Raw genomic sequence first — 16,872 nt, 5'->3', positions numbered from 1 at the left:
GCAACACGATACGACAAGACCGACAGCAGCTACACCGCAAACTGGTACCTTGTCGCAGCCATCATCGCAGGTCGGTGATTGTCAACAGGCCCTAGTGGCTCCACGCGGGAACCCTGGCTGGCATATGGGTTGCTTTCCACTCTGGTGGAAGAGGAGTCCGCCATGGCAGTCGACGCCGTCGCCGCGACCGACACCCCATCACAGCCGTATCGCCTGGCCCGCAACCCGAAGTATGAGGGACAGCGGTCATACACGTTCGAAGAAACGCTGGCGATGTTCGACTTCTGGGACGTGGTGGACATCTTCAACCCACTCCAGCATATCCCCATCATCGGCAGCATCTACCGCGAACTGACGGGCGACGAGATCGGCTCCTTCGCCACCGTGGCCGGCGGTGCCCTGTTCGGCGGGCCGATCGGCGCCGTGTTCGGCGTGGCCAACGCCGTGGTCAAGGAGGCCACCGGCAGCGACCCCGGCCAACTGGCCATGGCCGCCTTCCTGTCGGACGACGGTACCCGGCCCGCCACCATGGCGCCGCTTCCCGACAACGTGGCCAACGCCGCGCCCAGCGCGCCCCTCGGGGCGACCCTGCTGGCCGCGCGCGGCGGTGTGCAGGCGGACGCGACCACCGTGGCGACATCCCCCGTGACCGTGTTCACGGGCGTGACCAATCCCGGCGGCACCGGGGGCGCACTCGCGTCGGGGACCGTCTCCTCGGCATGGGCCAATCCCTATGCCGCGCCCCTGGGGGGCCTGCTGCTGTCGGGCCAGGGGGATCGCCTGATGCCCGGCGCCGTCTTCGACGGCGGCGCGCAGGCGCGGACCTTGACGCGCGCCGATGCCGTGCCCACCCTCACCGGCGCGCAATCGGCCGCCCTGGCCGCCTTCGTCACCCAGCAGTCCGGCGGCGGTCCCTCCCGCGGCGATGGCAGCCCACGGATCACCACAGCGCCGGGCGGGATCACCGGCGCCGAACTCGCCGCCCGCACGGCCGTCGCACCAGCCGCCGCCACCGACCCGGGTCACCAGGGTCAGGACATGCCCCAGAACGAGACGCCAACCATGACGCAGGGCCAGGACCAGGACGCTTCTCGCAACCCTCGACAGGATCGCGCCCCGGACGATCCGTCGACGCGACAGCCGGCGGCCATGGCGGCACCGGCGGTGCCGACGGACATCCAGCGCGGCCGGGACGCGTTGCGGACACGCCTGGCGGCGGCCCAGGGCGCGTCGTTGCCCGGCCTGGGTCCCAACCAGGGTCTTGGCGCGGCCGCCGGCGCGGCGACGGAGGTCGCGGCGGCGGACGGACGCCCCACGGGCATGACCCTCGCCGACTATCGCGATCGTCCGGTGACCCCGGCGGTCGACGCCGACAGACGGCCGTCGGGCCGAGGCCGGGCCGGGTCCCGCACGGCCATCAACGGCGGCGACGCCGCCGGATTCGCCAACCTGCTCCCCGATCCGGCGACCATGGCCCGCGTCCTGGAGCAGGGCGGCACCGTGGCCAATGCCGTCGCCGCCCAGGCCCGGCGCGCCGCCGAGGGTCTGGGCCACACCGTCAGCCCGGCGCCGGTGACCGGCGGCTATCCACGCCCCGAGGCGTTCCGCGCCATGCCGGTGGCGGGCAATGGCGAAGCCACGGCGACGACCACGCCCGCCGTCCCCACCCCTGTCGCGGCGGGGGACGGGTCGGCGCCGGTGGTCGCCCAGCCTTGGTTTTCCAACCAGGTCATGGACGCCATGCGCCGCTATGACGCCCTGCGCGATGGCGCGGGCGCCATACAGCCCGTATCCTGACGCCCGTGATCGTGACGCTGGCGCACCCCCTCGTGGTCGACCCGGACGGCTGGCTGCGCCGCGACGAGGCACACCGTCAGCCGTGCGCCCTGGGGCGCGCGGGCGTGGTCCCGGCGGCGGTCAAGCGCGAGGGCGACGGGGGCACGCCGGCCGGCGTCTGGCCGCTGCGGCGCCTGTTCTACCGGGCCGACCGCCTGATCGCCGCGCCCTCCGTCGGCGTCTCGGGCCTGTCCGTCACGCCACTGACACCGGCCCTGGGGTGGTGCGACGATCCAACCCATCACGACTACAACCATTTGGTGACGCTGCCGCACCCGGCCGGGTACGAACGCCTGTGGCGCGACGACGGTCTGTATGACGTGATCGTGGTCCTGGGGCATAACGACGATCCGCCCGACCCCGGACGGGGCAGCGCCATCTTCCTGCATGCCGCCTTGCCCGATCCGGGTGCACGGCATGGGCTTCGCCCCACGGCCGGCTGCGTGGCGGTGCCGTTGGCGGACCTGCTTGAGGTGTTGGCGGCGTTGCCGGCCAACCCGGTGCTGGACATCCGGACGCCAGGTTAGTTAGGCCTGGGCATCCAGGGCGCGAGCGTCGGAGACCAGGACGGTTCGCTCCACCCACCAGGCCGGACGCAGGGCCGCCAGGTAGGCGCGCGCCTGCTCGGCCTCGGCTTCGGTGCCGAACAGCGCGAAGCAGGTGGCACCGCTGCCCGACATGCGGGTCAACAGGGCGCCGGGCTGGTCGGTCAGCAAGGCCAGCGCATCCCCCACCGCGTCCGCCAGCCCGCGCGCCGGCCGCTCCAGGTCGTTGCGGCGCAGGATGAGTTCGTTGGCCAGGGCGATGGCGTTGATCGGTGCGTCGCGCAGGGGCGCGGGATGGGAGAACGGCCCCGACCGATCGCGGAACACCGCCGGGGTGGACACCGGAACCCCCGGGTTGATCAGCACCATGGGCACCGCCGGCAGCGAGGGCGCCGGCGTCAGGCCCTCGCCGATCCCGGTCATGTGGGCGGCCCGCCCGAACAGGCACACCGGCACGTCGGCCCCCAGCGACAGGGCCAGATCAAGCATGGGGCCATCCCCCAGGGTCAGGCCCCACAGGCGGTACAGCCCTCGCAGCGCCGCCGCCGCGTCCGCCGAACCGCCGCCGATACCGCCGGCCACCGGCAGCCTCTTGACCAGGGTAACGCGCGCGCGCGGCGCCACCCCTCCGGCCTCGGCCAGCGCGCGGGCGGCCCGCAGGATCAGGTTGTCGTCGCCGGACAGGTCGGCGAGGGCACCGGCGTTCGGTCCCTCCACGGTCAGGGACAGAGCCTCCCCCTCCCCCTCCCCGCTCCCCTCGTCCTCCGGAGGAGGCGCGACGAGCACGGTGTCGAACACACCGGCGAAGGCCACCAGGCTGTCGAGCAGATGGTAGCCGTCCGGCCGTCGCCCCACCACGTGCAGGAACAGGTTGACCTTGGCGGGCGCCGCCAGACGAAGGGCCGGATCGGACGCGCGCGATGGAGACGGGGACGGGCTCGGTACGGTCACCGCGCGTCCTCCGCACCGGTGTCATCTGCGCCGTCGGCGCCGTCGGCCGGTGTCCCGGCGTCTGGATCGCCCAGGCCCTCGCGAAGCTTGCGCCTCAGATCCTCGGCCTGCCCGGGATCGGGCTCCAGGCTGAGCGCGCGCTCCCACTGGAATCGGGCCTCGGTGCGCCGGCCGACGCGCCAGTAGGCGTCACCCAGATGGTCGTTGATGGTCGGGTCCTGGGGCCGCAGTTCCACCGCCCGCTCCAGTTCCTCCACGGCCTCGGCGTAGCGGCCCAGCAGGTAGTAGCCCCAGCCCAGGCTGTCGACGATGTAGCCGTCGCGCGGTCGCTGGCGCACCGCGTCCTGGATCATCTCCACCGCGCGCTCGATATGCTCGCCGCGATCCAGCCAGGAGTAGCCCAGATAGTTGAGCACCTCGGGCTGGCCGGGGTGCAGTTCCAGGGTGCGCAGGAAATCGGCCTCCGCCCGGGCCCACTGGCCCGCTCGCTCGTGGGCGATGCCGCGCCGGTAGAGGATCGGCCACAGGCCGGGATCGTCCTCGGCCAGGCGGTCGATCGCCCGGCCGTAGACGGCGGCGGCCTCGCCGTAGCGCTCCTCCCGGCGCAACAGGTCGCCCATGTCCACCAGCGGCTCGGCCTGATCGGGCCGCGCGTCCGCCAACGCCGCGTAGCGCTCCAGCGCGTCGTCGACACGGTCCATGTTCTCCAAGTTCTCGGCCCGATAGAGCTGGACCAGGTAGCCCAGCGCCGGATCGGCGCTGGTGTCCAGGTCGGTCAGCACCCGGTCGGCATCGGCGAAGCGATCCATGCGGCGCAGGGTCTCGGCGATGGCCACGGCCGCCGTCGGGAAGTCCGGCCGCACCGCCCGCGCCAGTTGGAACAGCACGATGGCCGTGTCCGACCCCTGCCCCTGGTTGACCACCAGGCCGACATGATACAGCGCCTCGGCGAACCCCTCGCCGGCGGTGGACGGCAGGGCCGACATGGCGGTCGAGGGATCGGGCGCCTCCAGGCGCTCCGCCAGTTGCTGAAGCATGAGCGAGCCCGGCCGGGAGGCGCGTTGCTCTTGCACCAGCGCCCGCGCCTCGTCCGGGCGGTTCTGCCAGACCAGCAGTTCCGCCACCAGCCGGCCGGCGCGGGGGCTGTCCAGGGCATGGTCCTTCATGTAGGCGTCGAGGCGCGCGCGGCTGATCGCGGCATCGTTCGCCACCCGGGCCATGATCGCGGCGTGCAACTCGACCAGGGGACGCGCCGAGGGAAGACTGTTGGCCGGCTCCAGGGTTTCCAGGGCGACCGCCAGGCCATCGCCCCGTCCCAGCCTGGCCCATCCCCCCAGCAACGGCCGCAGCAAGGTGTTGAGGCCGATCACCTCCAGTCCGTCGATCAGGGTCACCGCCGTCGCCGGGTCGTCGTCGCGCATGGCCTCGGTGGCCAGCAGCAGCGGCGCGAAGTCGTCGTCCGGCATGACCTCCAGCGCTCGCCGGGCCGTCTCCAGGGCGGCCGGCAGACGTCCATCGGCGGCCAGATAGTAGTAGGCGCGCCGCATCAGCTCCGGATTGTCCGGGTCGGCCTCCAGCGCGGCGGCATAGCTATCGGCGGCGGCGGGAATGTCGTTGGCGTGCTGAGCGGTCCGCCCGGCCAGGAACTTCCCCAGCGCGCGCGCCATGGTCCCCGGATCGCGGGCCGGCACCATGACCGCCGCCCCCGGAAAGGTCGCTCCGTCATCCGCGCCGACTCCCTGGCCTGTCCCGCCGTCCTCCGCCACCTGCCAAGGCATCCGCGCCGACGCGGCGTCCGACGCGCCGCCGCCGGGTGGCTGGGCACAGGCCGCCGGTACCAGCGCCAGCGTGAGGACGAGTCCGCCGGCACGGGCCAGGAGACGGGAAGGCCTGCGCCCGTGAGATGACCAGGACACCGGAAGCACGCGAACGGCGGACAACGCCATGAAACACTCCTGAAAGGGCGAGGTGCCATCGTCGGACCACCCGAGCATGACGGGCAAACCCTTGAGACGCAAGACACGACCGCTCCGTCCGGGGGCCAAAGCCCCCAGATGCCCCCGTTTCAGGCGCGGATCGCCCTACATGTTGGGATAATTGGGACCATCCCCCCCCTGTGGCACGACCCAGTTGATGTTCTGTGTCGGATCCTTGATGTCGCAGGTCTTGCAGTGCACGCAGTTCTGGAAGTTGATCTGAAGGCGCTGGCCGCCGGCCGCCGGATCGTCCACGAACTCATACACCCCGGCGGGACAGAAGCGCGCCTCCGGTCCGGCGAAGGTGGCGAGGTTCACGCCGACCGGCACGCCCGCGTCCTTCAGGGTCAGGTGGCAGGGCTGATCTTCCTCGTGATTGGTGTTGGACAGGTACACCGAGGACAGCCGGTCGAAGGTCAGCGTGCCGTCCGGCTTGGGATAGTCGATGGGCGTGCACTCGGCCGCCGGCTTCAGGGCCGCGTGGTCCTCGTGATGGCCCAGGGTCCAGGGCATGGCGCCCCGGAACACATAGGCTTCCAGCGCCGAGTAGGTCAGGCCGCCCCACAGGCCCCATTTGAACGATGGGCGGATGTTGCGCACCGCCTTCAGTTCCTTGCCCAGCCAGGAGGACGCGACCGCTTCCTGATAGCCGCTGACGGATCCGTCACGCTCGGCCTTCAGATGCTCGAACACCGCCTCGGCGGCCAGCATGCCGGACTTCATGGCCGTGTGGGTGCCCTTGATCTTGGGCACGTTCAGGAAGCCCGCCGTGTCCCCCACCAGCGCGCCGCCCGGGAAGGTGAGCCTGGGCAGCGACTGCCAGCCGCCCTCCGCCAGGGCCCGGGCGCCATAGGCGATGCGCCGGCCGCCCTCGAACGTCGGCCGGATGCTCGGATGGGTCTTGAAGCGCTGGAACTCGTCGAACGGGCTCAGGTAGGGGTTGGTGTAGTCCAGGCCGATCACGAAGCCCACGGCCACCAGCCGGTCGCCGAAGTGATACTGGAAGGAGCCACCGTAAACGTCGCGCGGCACCGGCCAGCCGATGGTGTGCTCGATCAGGCCGGGCGCGTGCTTGGCCGCCTCCACCTCCCACAGTTCCTTGATGCCGATGCCGTAGGTCTGCGGCTGCACGCCCTTGCGCAGATCGAACCGCTCCATCAGGCCCTTGGTCAGCGATCCCCGGCAGCCTTCGGCGAAGATGGTCTGCCGGGCATGCAGTTCCACGCCCGGCTCGTGGTTTGCCGTCGGCGCGCCGTCCTTGCCCACGCCCATGTCGCCGGTGGCCACGCCCTTGACCGACCCGTCCGGGTGATACAGCACCTCGGCGGCGGCGAACCCCGGGTAGATTTCCACCTCCAGCGCCTCGGCCTGTTCCGCCAGCCAGCGACAGACGTTGCCCAGGCTGACGATGTAGTTGCCGGCGTTGTGCATTTGCGGCGGCGCCGGCAGGGTGACGTGCCGCTTCTCGGTGAGGAACAGGAAGCGGTCCTTGCCGGCCGGCGTGTCCAGCGGCGCCCCCCGATCACGCCAGTCTGGGATCAGTTCGTCCAGCGCCCGGGTCTCGATCACCGCGCCGGACAGAATGTGGGCGCCGACCTCCGACCCCTTTTCCAGGACACAGACGCTCAGGTCGTGGCCCGTCTCCGCCGCCAGCGTCTTCAGGCGGATCGCCGCCGCCAGACCGGACGGACCGCCGCCGACGATGACGACATCGAACTCCATCGCTTCCCGTTCCATGAATCCTCTCCTTCGCGGCCGGAATGTCGTGTCTTCCGGTCCCCGGCATTGCCCGTGTGGTCCCATCAAGGGCGTCTCACTCACGCGCCCGTGATCGGGTTGCCTGCGACGGACGCGCGCCCGTCCCACTCTCGCCTGGTGCTATAGCATATGGACCCCTCCGGGGGAAAACCGAACCCCTCCGATCGCGCCGACCCCGCCACGGCGATCCGCCCCCCCTCATCCGGCATCGCGCGCCCGGCCAAGAGTCCTACTCCGATCGGCGGATCCGCCGGCCCCGGACCCGCCGGTCATGACGTTTCGCCATATTGCCCGGCACCGGAGGCGCCCTGTACCCTTGAATTGGAAGGATTCCGGGGTGTTGCAAGGGATGCCGGCCATGGGCGCCGGGACGTGCACGGATTGCCCCGGGTTTGGGTAATACGCATGCGGGATCAGCCCCTGGGCAAAACGGTGTCCGGACTCGTTTCCGCGTCACGGTGCGGTTCGGTCCCCTCGTGCCCCGACACCACCGCCACGGCGACACGCCAGCCGGTCTCGGCCACCCGCGCCCGCGAGGCCCTGTTGCTGACCTGCCTGGACCTGCCGGGCCTAGCCCCGCTGTTCGAGGATCTGCGGGCTGTCACGGGCCTGTCGGTCACCCTGCTCGACCGTCAGGGGCGGGTGCTGACCACGTCGCGCTGTCAGCGCCTGTGCACCGCCCTGTTGCGTCCGCACCCGACCGCCGGGTGCGTCTGCACCCGGCACGACATCGCCCTGGCCCAGCGTCTGGAGGCGGACGCGGCGTCGTTCACCGCGCCGTGCCCGCATGGCCTGAATGACGCCGTCACCCGGGTCGACATCGACGGCCTGCACGTCGCCACCCTCAAGGCCGGCCCGTTCTTGCCGGGTCCCGCCGACAGGGACCACTTCGACGCCCTGCGCCGGCGCCACGACCTCGCCGAGGCGGCGTTTCGGGAGGCCCTGGACGAGCTCCCCGTGATCGACGCGGCTCGCCTGCCCGCCATTCTCAGCCTGATGGAATCCCTGGCACGCCAGATCGCCACGCAGGCCAGCGCGGAACTGCGCGCCCGCGACGCCACCACCCGCGCCGAGACCCTGGCCGCCGACCGGTCGGTGGATGTTCGCCATCTGCAAGACCGGCTGATCCGACTCGCCGCGCACGTTCCCGGCGTGATCTATCAATACCGCCTGTTCGCCGACGGCCGGTCGTGCTTTCCGTATGCCAGCGACGGCATGCGCGAGGTCTACGGCATCGGCCCCGCCGATGTTCGCGACGACGCCGGCCCGGTGTTCGCCGCCCTGCATCCGGACGACGCCGCCCGGATCCGGGAGTCCATCCTGACCTCGGCGCGCACCGGCGCCGTCTGGCACGAGCAGTACAGGGCCCGCCATCCCACCAAGGGGATCATCTGGCTGGACGGACGCGCGACGCCCGAGCGTCTGGCGGACGACAGCGTGCTCTGGCACGGCGTGATCGTCGACGTCACCGGCCAGATGGAAACCGAACGCTGCCTTCGGGACATTCAGAATCGCTACCGCCTGGTGACCCTGGCGGTGCGGGACGGCACCTGGGAGTTCGACTTGCGGAGCGGCCAGGGTCATGTCGACGACCGCTTCCAGGACATGCTGGGATACCCACCCAGCCAGCATGACATGACGGTGGACGAGTGGCTGTCGGCGGTGCATCCGGATGACGTGCATGCCGTTCGAGCCTCCATCCGCGCCCAGTGGATGGTCGGCGAAACCGTGCAGATCGAATACCGCCACCGCACGGCGCACGGCGGCTGGACGTGGATCGAATCCCGGGGCCGCGTGCTGGAACGCGACTGCGGTTGGCCCGTGCGCCTGGTCGGAACCAACCGCGACATCTCCGACCGCAAGGCGATCGAAGCCGCGTTGCAGGAAAGCGAGGCCCGGTTCCGGGGACTGTTCGAGAATGCCCCCATGGCCTATGTGGCGCTGGACAGCGCCGGACGGATTGTCGACCTGAACGCCCCCCTGTGCCAGATGCTAGGCCGACCCCGCGCCGAGATCGTCGGCCAGGTGTTCGGGGCCTTCCTGGCCCAGCACGGGCGCCCCACAGGCATCAAGCGGCTGGCCCGGATTCTACGCGACGATCAGGCCGACATCGTTCTGGACCTGCAACCCATCGACGGCGCCATGGTGACCGTCCACATGGTCGGTCAGGTCCAGCGCGATGACGACGGCGCGTTCCTCCGGGCGCATTGCGTTCTGCACGACATCACCGACCACGCGCGTCTTGAGGCACGCCTGGCGCAGTCCAACGCCGACCTCAGCCAGTTCGCCTACGCCGTCTCGCACGACCTGCGCGAACCGCTGCGGATGGTGTCGGGATTCCTCGGGCTGATCGAACATCGCATGGGTCCCGCCGTCGACTCCGAACTGGCCGAGTTCCTGGGCTTCGCCATCGACGGGGCGCGCCGCATGGACCGGATGATCCTGGACCTGCTGGACTACTCGCGAGTCGGACGCGACGGTGACGAGGCGGGACCGGTTGGGTTGGCCGACGTCGTCGCCGAGGCCCTGGCCAACCTCAGCGCGACCATCGCCGAGCGCGGGGCCCGGATCGGCACCGCCCCCGACCTGCCCACCATCAGCGGGCGACGATCGGATCTGGTGCGTCTGTTCCAGAACCTGATCGGCAATGCCGTCAAGTTCGTGCCGGCCGACCGCCGGCCCCGCATCGCCATCCGCTGCCGCGAGGCCGGCGCCGCCCACTGGCGCATCACCGTGGCCGACAACGGCACGGGCGTGCCCCCCGAGATGCGCGATCGGGTGTTCGGGGTGTTCGAGCGCCTGGTCGCCGAGAACGAGGTGTCCGGAACCGGGGTCGGTCTGGCCCTGTGCCGCAAGATCATCGAACGCCACGGCGGCGACATCTGGTTCGCCGACGCGGATGACGACGCCCTCGGCACGCAGGCCGGGACCGGCGCCGTGGTGCACCTGCTGCTGCCCAAGCAGTCGGCCGACGGCGCCGACGACGCCACCGTGGTCCGCGACCGGGTCACCCTGCTGGAGACCCTGAACACCCACCAGGTGCGCATCGTGGCCCGCCTGAAGAATCTGTCCGACACGATCGCGCACCGCCAGGCCGACCGGACCACGGTGGATGGCGAGATCGAGTTCCTGATCCGCGAGGTGGAGTGCTATCGCGTGTTCGTGCACGCCAACGCGGACGGCATCTTCGGCTTCGGTCTGTCCCGCGACGACCAGGACCCACGGGCCGACGCCGACTCCCTGGTGTTCTCGGTGCATCAGCTCCATCGGACGGTGGAAGATCAGGATCCCTGCACACCGGCCGGGCAGCAGTCGATCGGCCGCACCCTGAGCGCCCTGCTGGGGCATGTGCGCCGATCTCATGCCTGGCTGCAACGGCGGCGCGATGACCGCCTGCTCAAGCACGGGATCGCCGGGGCGGCCCATGGTCCCGTGTCCGACCCGCCTGCCTAGACGACGACAGCCATGGAAGACGACGGACCTCGCCCGTTGCCCTGCCCGTTGCCGTGGTCCGGTCCCGCGGTCAGGCGCGTTGGTACTGGCTGATGTCGACGGCGTCGATCTGATCGGGCAGCAGGTAGGTCTCCGCGTACCGCCGCCAGACACCCGACCGCAGGAACAGGTCGAACAGCTCCGGATCGATGTGGTTGTCGTTGCGCATGAAGCTCATGATCTTCAGCGCCTCGGACAGGGTCTTGGGCTTCTTGTAGGGACGGTCGGCGGCGGTCAGCGCCTCGAAGATGTCGGCGATGGCCATGATGCGGGCCGGAATGGACATGTCGGCGGCCTTGATGCCGCGCGGGTAGCCCCGGCCGTCCATCGTTTCATGATGGCCGCCGGCAATCTCGGGGACCCGTCGCAGAGACTTTGGCCAGGGCAGACTCTCCAGCATGATGATGGTCTGGACCATGTGGTCGTTGATCTTGAAGCGCTCTTCCCTGGTCAAGGTGCCGCGCGTGACGGACAGGTTGTAGATCTCGCCAAGATTGAACTGGTCATCCGGCGCCAGCATGGTGAAGCCGCGCGCGTTGTCCGCCGTCAGCGGCGGCACGCCGCCGGGCCAGGGGATGACGTGCTCGGGCTTGTCATCCAGCAGGCGTTCCCGGACGGGCAACGGCTGGGGCGGAACCCCCTGGAGGCGCAGGTCCTCGGCCTGCGACAGCCCCAGGCGGTCGTCGAAGTGCCGGGTCCAGGATTGCGCCCCGATGGCCTGGAGCCGGGCCAGGCGATCCTCTCCCATGAACTCGCCGCCAATGTTGCACTCGGCCACGAAGGCGAAGTCGTCCAGAAGCTGGCGCTGGCGGTCCTCGCGCGCGGCGGCGGCGGCACCGGGCGGCGCCCCGGCCAGCAGCGCCCGGCACTCCTCGATCTCGGCGTCGCGCCACAGCACCTCGAACCGGGTGCGGACCTCATGGATCCGGTTGTAGATGGTTTCCAGCTTGGTGGCCTTGTCCACCACGTATTCGGGGATGGTCACCTTGCCGCAGTCATGCAACCAACTGGCGATATGGAGTTCGTACCAGTCCTCCTCGGTCAGATCGAAGTCGCGGAAGGGGCCCTGATCCTCGCAGGCGGCCTCGGTCAGCAGGCGCGTGACCTCGGGCACGCGCGAGCAATGCCCGCCGGTGTAGGGCGACTTGGCGTCGATGGCGCCGGCGATCAGTTCGATGAAGGAGTCCATCAGCCGGCGCTGGGCCTCCAGCAGAAGCTGGTTTTCCAGCGCCACCCCGGCCTGCGCCGCCAGGGCCTGGGCGACGGAGATTTCGGACTCGTCGAAGGGCCGGGTGGTTCCGGCGCGCGGGTCACTGGCGTTGATGAGTTGCAGCACACCGGTGATCTCGCCGCGCCGGTTGGTCAGGGGCACCGCCAGCAGCGAGGTGGTGCGATAGGCGTTGTCCGCATCAAAGGCGCGCGGCCCGGTGAAATCGAACTCGTCGCTGTCGTAGACGTCGGGGATGTGCACCGTCCGCCCGGTCAGCGCCGTGTAGGTCGCCATGTTGGCGTGATTGGGCGCGCCGTCGGAGTCATGCAGCGGCAGGGGCGCGAACGGGATGTGGTCGCCGCCGTCCCCGCCCAGGCGGATGCCGAGGCTGGTGTTGAGAATGATGCCGAATTCCAGGCGGTCCCGCTCCTCATCCAGCAAATAGACCGTGCCGCCATCCGTGTGACACAGTTCGGTCGCCGAACGCAGCACCGTTTCCACCAGGCGCCGGGGATTGCGCTCCGACCCCATCAGGATGCCCAGATCGATCAACCGGCTTCGCGTCTCCTCCAGCGAGGCCCGGCGCCCCTCCATGGTGTTGAAGGCATCGATCACCTCGCCCAGCTCGTCGCGGCTGGACACCGGCACATGGCGAACGACGCCGGGTTCGGGATCGGCGATCATCGCCTGATGCAGGCGGTTCAGGGGACGGAAGATCAGGCGCCCGGTGGTGACCAGCACCAGCGTCATCAGCACCAGGACCATGATGGTGGCGATGACCACGTCGGACACCAGACGCTGGCGCAGGGCCACCCACAGCCGATCCTCGTCGAAGGCCACCAGCAGCGACCCCATCTGGATCTCGGTGTCGCGACCGCGATAGATGATGCGGCCGACCCGGAACAGGTCGATGTCGGCCTGCATGGCCTCGGTCTCGCCGACCTCGACCACCGGCCGCCCGTCCACGGTGACGACGGACATCGCCCGCAGGTCGGGATGCTGGGCCATCACCGCCACGAACTGCCGCGTCAAGGCATCGTCGAACTGCCACAAGGGCGCGGCCAGCACATCGGCACTGGTGGCGACGAAGGCGTCGAGCCGCTGCGTCAGGTCGCGCGCGGCGGCGCTGTGGGCGCGCCATTCGATCACGCCGAAGACAACGGTCATGACCAGCAGCAGCGACGGCACATACAGCCACAACAGCTTGGTCCGGAGGGACACGAAAGGCCCGCGACGCGCCACTCCGGCCGCCTGCCCCCTGGTCGCCTGCTCACCACCGCCCCGACCGCGCGGTGTCGTGTCACCCGTCCCGCTCATGGAGCCTCCGCCACCATGCCCAACACGCCGGATCGGCCGTAGCCCGGGTCTTGGCCGCGCATCGGGCAGGAGCCCCGCGCCAACGTCCCCAGCGGGTCCCCCAACCCGGTCCGCGCCGCCCCTCGCCGGCCCCCGGGCACGAGGACAACCCGAACCCGACCGACCTCGGCACCCAGAGACATGTCTCCGTGTCGCACCATGATATGCACACCGCCGGAACGATAGCACGGTTTCGGCGGAAAGTCCGACCCCGACCCGCCCGGAGGTCCTTGCCCGAGGCTCACCGTGGCACGGCCCACGCGGGTCGACCGGATCAAGCGGATCGAGCGGCGATCAGGGCATCGCCGACCCGTCCCCGAGAGTTGCCGCCGCCGTGCCGTCGTGCCCGGACAACCGCCAGAGGTCGGCGACCACGCGGCGGGCCCGATCTTCCGGAAGGACGTCCCGCGTGATGCGCTCGGCCTCGCCCATGTTCCCGGCCAGGGCATGCAACAGCGCCAGGTTCTGGCGCATCTGAATCGTGGCATCCAGATGCCGCGTCGTCCGCGTTTGCAGGGCGATGGCCTCGTCGAGGGATCCGGTCACCGCCAGCGACAGGGCCAGATTGTTCGCCGATCGCAGGTCATCGGGATTCAGGTCCAGGGCGGCGCGGTAGGCCGCCTGGGCCTCGGCATGCCGGCCGTCGCGGTCGGCCACCAGCCCCGCCAGGCCATGCACGCCCGGCGCGGTCGGTGCATCGCGCCGCAGGGCCTCGACCTCGGCTCGGGCATCGCTCAGCATGCCAGCCGCCAGCAGAGCACGGCCGCGCTCCAGCCGCACCGGCACGGTCTCGGTCAGATGCTCCCGGGTCAGGGCGCGGCGCAAGAGGCGAAGCGCCTGGACCGGCTCCCCGGCGTAGCGTTGGTTTCGTGCCACGCCCAGGATGTAGGTCTCGTTGTCCGGGTCCTCGGTCGCCAGTCGGCCGTATTGTTCGACCGCCTTGGCGTAGTCGTTCCGGGCCTCGCTCTGACGGGCCATGGACTCCAGCGTCCGGAACAGCACCTCCGTCCGATCTCCCTCGGGCGATCCCGGATCGGCCGGCGTGGCGCAGGCACCCAACGCCAGGACCACGGCCAGGGGGATCACCAGGGTAGCGGCGGCACGACCCCGGTCAGACATGAGCCAGGGCCTTCAGGCGCGACGGCTGGCGGATGATCAGGGCGCGGTTCTGGCGCATCACCACCCCCTCCCGCGCGAGCCAGCCGATGGCGGCCGCGACCGTCTCCCGCTTGGTGCCGGACCAGAAGGCGATGTCCGTATGCGCCGGAAGAGGGCTGATGATCCATTCCATGGGCCGGTCCGGGTTCACCTCGGCCAGCCGCATCAACTGCATGTACACCCGCTGCTTGGCCGTCAGGGTGGACAGGTTGTACATGCGCTGGTTGGAGTTGCGCAGGTACCCGGCCACGCGCCGCAGCAGGGCGATGGACAGCGCCGGATGCTGCTGGACCAGGCTCATGAACGTGGGACCATCCAGCACGGCCAGGATCGTCGGCTCCAGCGCCACCGCGCGGGCGGACCGCATGCGCCCGTCGATGGCCGACAGTTCGCCGAAGGTATCGCCGCCGCCCATCTCGACCAGCGTCATGGGCGTGCCTTCGTCGACCAGCGGCTCGACGGCCACGCCATCACCGCGATCGTCCTCGGCGGGCATCGGCGCGGCGCCCGGATCCACTCCGGCCGGCGATCCCGCGCGCGGGGTGTCGCCGGCGCCGGTCTGGACGCGGGCGTCCTCGGGCGATCGGTACACCACGATGCGCAACCGGCCTTCGACGATGAAGTAAACGTCCTGGCTGGGATCGTCCTGATCGAAGACCACGTCGTCCACATCGAGACGGCGCCAGCGGCACAGCGTCACCATGGCGCGCCGGCTGTCCGGGCTCAGATGGGACAGGAGCTGATTGCCATCCAGGGTCGCCTTGCCACCGATCGCGGCGGCGTCGGTATCCGCGCCACCCAATGGCGGCTTGGTCGACGGCGGCGCCGTCAACCCTGGGGACTCCGTCCCACCCATGTCACTCTCCTTCTGGATCGCGAACCGACCACCACCCCCAGCCCGCCCGTCCGGAAACCGCGAGCCGCCTCTCGGGTCAGGGGGCACCAGCCGTCCGGACCTTACGGGGGGCGTCGGCCATCTCCTTGGAGTGCCCAACCCCAGCACGACTCCACCATAATGTGGGTCGCCCGGCCGCGTAATCCCCTTTTTGGCACGGATCCCATGGCCGTCCGCCCCCCCCGAGGCGGCGGGACCGCCGGCATCAGGCCCACGCACGCCGCCAACCCACCCCATGACCCGGTGGGTCAAAACGGTGGATGGCCCCCCGTCAACGCGATACATTTTTGGCAACGGCTCGGCGCGGACGGCCCCGGCGGACGCCCGAGGCCGAGATGTGCGGATCGAGGACCGGGCGTTATCCTCGCGGACCATGCGCGGCCACAGCGGATCAGGGGACACGACAATGAGCGACGCGGATCAGACCGGCGTGGACCAGACTGGCGTGGACCAGGCCGGCAAGGCCGCCCCCGTGCGCCGCAGCGCCAAGCGCAGACGGATCGTCAAGGGCGCCTGGCTGGTGATGGGCGACGGGGAAACCACCATCTATTGCGTGGTGCGGGACATCTCGGCCACGGGCGCGCGGGTCAAACTGTCCGAGACGACGCAGATCGACGGCCGTCTGCGCCTGACCTTGTCCGATGGGGAAACCCTGGACGCCGAGGTCGTACGGCATGTGGGCGAGGAGATCGGCATCCGCTTCACCGAAGGCGACCGCCCGTCCCTGGCCCCGCCCCCCGGCCCCCTGGAAGAGTTGCTGCGCGTGGTGATGGAACTGGAGATTGAGGACGTGCTGGAGCGACTCGACTCCCTCGGGCTGTCCCAGGACGAGGCCATCGCCCAAACCGCCGAAGCCATGCACAAGGCGCACGGCGACCTTGTCGCCCTGCTGGGCAACAAGGTCGGCCCCTGGTGAGCCACGACCCACGGACCCCGTGGCTCCCGCCGCAGGCGCGGAAACCACGGGATCCACACCGCTGAGCGAGTCTCTCGGCGCCGCCGGAAAACGGGGCGCCGTGTTCCTAAGTCGTGTCCGTCAGGCTGCGGTGGCCGTGGGCACGCCCTTTTCACGAAGCAGGGACACCAGTTCGCCGTCCTGCGCCATTTCGCGCACGATGTCGCAGCCGCCGACAAACTCGCCCTTCACATAGAGCTGCGGGATGGTCGGCCAGTTGGAGAAGTCCTTGATGCCCTGGCGGATGCTTTCGTCCTCCAGGACATTGACTCCCTTGTAGGTCACGCCCACATGGGCCAGCACCTGCACCACGGCGGCGGAGAAGCCGCACATCGGCGCCGATGGCGTGCCCTTCATGTAGAGCACCACGTCGTTGTCGGCGATGTCCTGGCGGATGCGATCGAAGGCCAGCGTGTCGGTCATGGTGTTCCTTCCCTTCCGAGCGGATGCCGCGTGGGCAATGGCGTCTGGGCGCATGTGGCGGGCATGGGCGCCCGACCAGAACCCCCAGAAAAATAAGACCAATCTGGTCCAATACTGTTCGGGCCGTGGATATGGCGTGCTTCGGCGGACCTGTCAACGGGGTGGACCGCCGGACCCTCAGCATGAGTTCAGTTTGCCATGCGCTCCAGAGGGGCGGTGGCTGTGTTGCTTTGACGGCGCAGATGGTCAGGCGGCGGAGACCTCGTGTGAACCAGGACAGTCGAGAGCGGCGGACCCTGGCGGGCTGTTGGTCGGGC

General features: G+C 70.1%; 11 protein-coding genes. 4 read left to right on the top strand and 7 right to left on the bottom strand.

Going from position 1 to position 16,872, the window contains the following annotated elements:
* The first annotated feature begins 162 nt into the window (after positions 1-162).
* Together GGD89_RS18260 and GGD89_RS18255 are read left to right on the top strand one after the other, a co-directional pair.
* Positions 163-1,797 (top strand): hypothetical protein, encoded by a 1,635-nt coding sequence (locus GGD89_RS18260; RefSeq protein WP_184048533.1) that lies wholly within the window; start codon positions 163-165, stop codon positions 1,795-1,797.
* Positions 1,798-1,808: 11 nt separating this feature from the next.
* On the top strand, positions 1,809-2,363 hold the full coding sequence (locus GGD89_RS18255; protein WP_425503059.1) for a L,D-transpeptidase family protein: 555 nt from the start codon (positions 1,809-1,811) through the stop codon (positions 2,361-2,363).
* On the opposite strand, the gene GGD89_RS18250 is transcribed toward GGD89_RS18255, so the two are convergent.
* From GGD89_RS18250 to GGD89_RS18240, 3 genes are all read right to left on the bottom strand, one after another.
* Positions 2,364-3,332, bottom strand: a complete 969-nt coding sequence (locus GGD89_RS18250) for a 4-(cytidine 5'-diphospho)-2-C-methyl-D-erythritol kinase (RefSeq protein WP_184048530.1) — start codon at positions 3,330-3,332, stop codon at positions 2,364-2,366.
* Complete coding sequence (locus GGD89_RS18245) at positions 3,329-5,278, bottom strand: tetratricopeptide repeat protein (RefSeq protein WP_184048527.1); 1,950 nt, start codon at positions 5,276-5,278, stop codon at positions 3,329-3,331. Before GGD89_RS18245 ends, GGD89_RS18250 begins: the two co-directional genes overlap by 4 nt.
* Before the next feature lie 135 nt (positions 5,279-5,413).
* Positions 5,414-7,045: an electron transfer flavoprotein-ubiquinone oxidoreductase gene (locus tag GGD89_RS18240; RefSeq protein ID WP_184048524.1), complete on the bottom strand. Its 1,632-nt coding sequence runs from the start codon at positions 7,043-7,045 to the stop codon at positions 5,414-5,416.
* 426 nt (positions 7,046-7,471) lie between these two features.
* On the opposite strand from GGD89_RS18240, the gene GGD89_RS18235 reads away from it, so the two are divergent.
* Positions 7,472-10,519, top strand: a complete 3,048-nt coding sequence (locus GGD89_RS18235; protein ID WP_184048521.1) for a PAS domain-containing protein — start codon at positions 7,472-7,474, stop codon at positions 10,517-10,519.
* A 70-nt stretch (positions 10,520-10,589) separates the two neighbouring features.
* Here GGD89_RS18235 and GGD89_RS18230 read toward each other — a convergent pair whose 3' ends face one another.
* The 3 genes from GGD89_RS18230 to GGD89_RS18220 form a co-directional block, all read right to left on the bottom strand.
* Complete coding sequence (locus GGD89_RS18230; RefSeq protein ID WP_184048518.1) at positions 10,590-12,989, bottom strand: HD domain-containing phosphohydrolase; 2,400 nt, start codon at positions 12,987-12,989, stop codon at positions 10,590-10,592.
* 429 nt (positions 12,990-13,418) lie between these two features.
* A complete protein-coding gene (locus GGD89_RS18225) occupies positions 13,419-14,243 on the bottom strand; it encodes a tetratricopeptide repeat protein (protein ID WP_184048516.1) in 825 nt (274 codons plus the stop codon).
* Entirely contained in the window at positions 14,236-15,138 is a 903-nt protein-coding gene (locus GGD89_RS18220) for a Crp/Fnr family transcriptional regulator (protein ID WP_184048513.1), read from the bottom strand. The genes GGD89_RS18225 and GGD89_RS18220 overlap by 8 nt, the downstream gene beginning before the upstream one ends.
* Before the next feature lie 445 nt (positions 15,139-15,583).
* On the opposite strand from GGD89_RS18220, the gene GGD89_RS18215 reads away from it, so the two are divergent.
* Positions 15,584-16,093 (top strand): PilZ domain-containing protein, encoded by a 510-nt coding sequence (locus GGD89_RS18215; RefSeq protein WP_184048510.1) that lies wholly within the window; start codon positions 15,584-15,586, stop codon positions 16,091-16,093.
* A gap of 120 nt (positions 16,094-16,213) precedes the next feature.
* Here the strand turns inward: GGD89_RS18215 and grxD are convergent, their stop codons facing one another.
* Positions 16,214-16,555, bottom strand: coding sequence for a Grx4 family monothiol glutaredoxin (grxD, locus tag GGD89_RS18210; RefSeq protein ID WP_184048494.1), 342 nt, complete (start codon positions 16,553-16,555; stop codon positions 16,214-16,216).
* Positions 16,556-16,872 lie beyond the last annotated feature (317 nt).

Origin of the sequence: Roseospira visakhapatnamensis, assembly GCF_014197915.1 — a bacterium.
GTDB lineage: Bacteria > Pseudomonadota > Alphaproteobacteria > Rhodospirillales > Rhodospirillaceae > Rhodospira > Rhodospira visakhapatnamensis.
The sequence above is the reverse complement of the archived record's forward strand: the minus strand, read 5'-3'. Positions and strand labels throughout refer to the sequence as shown.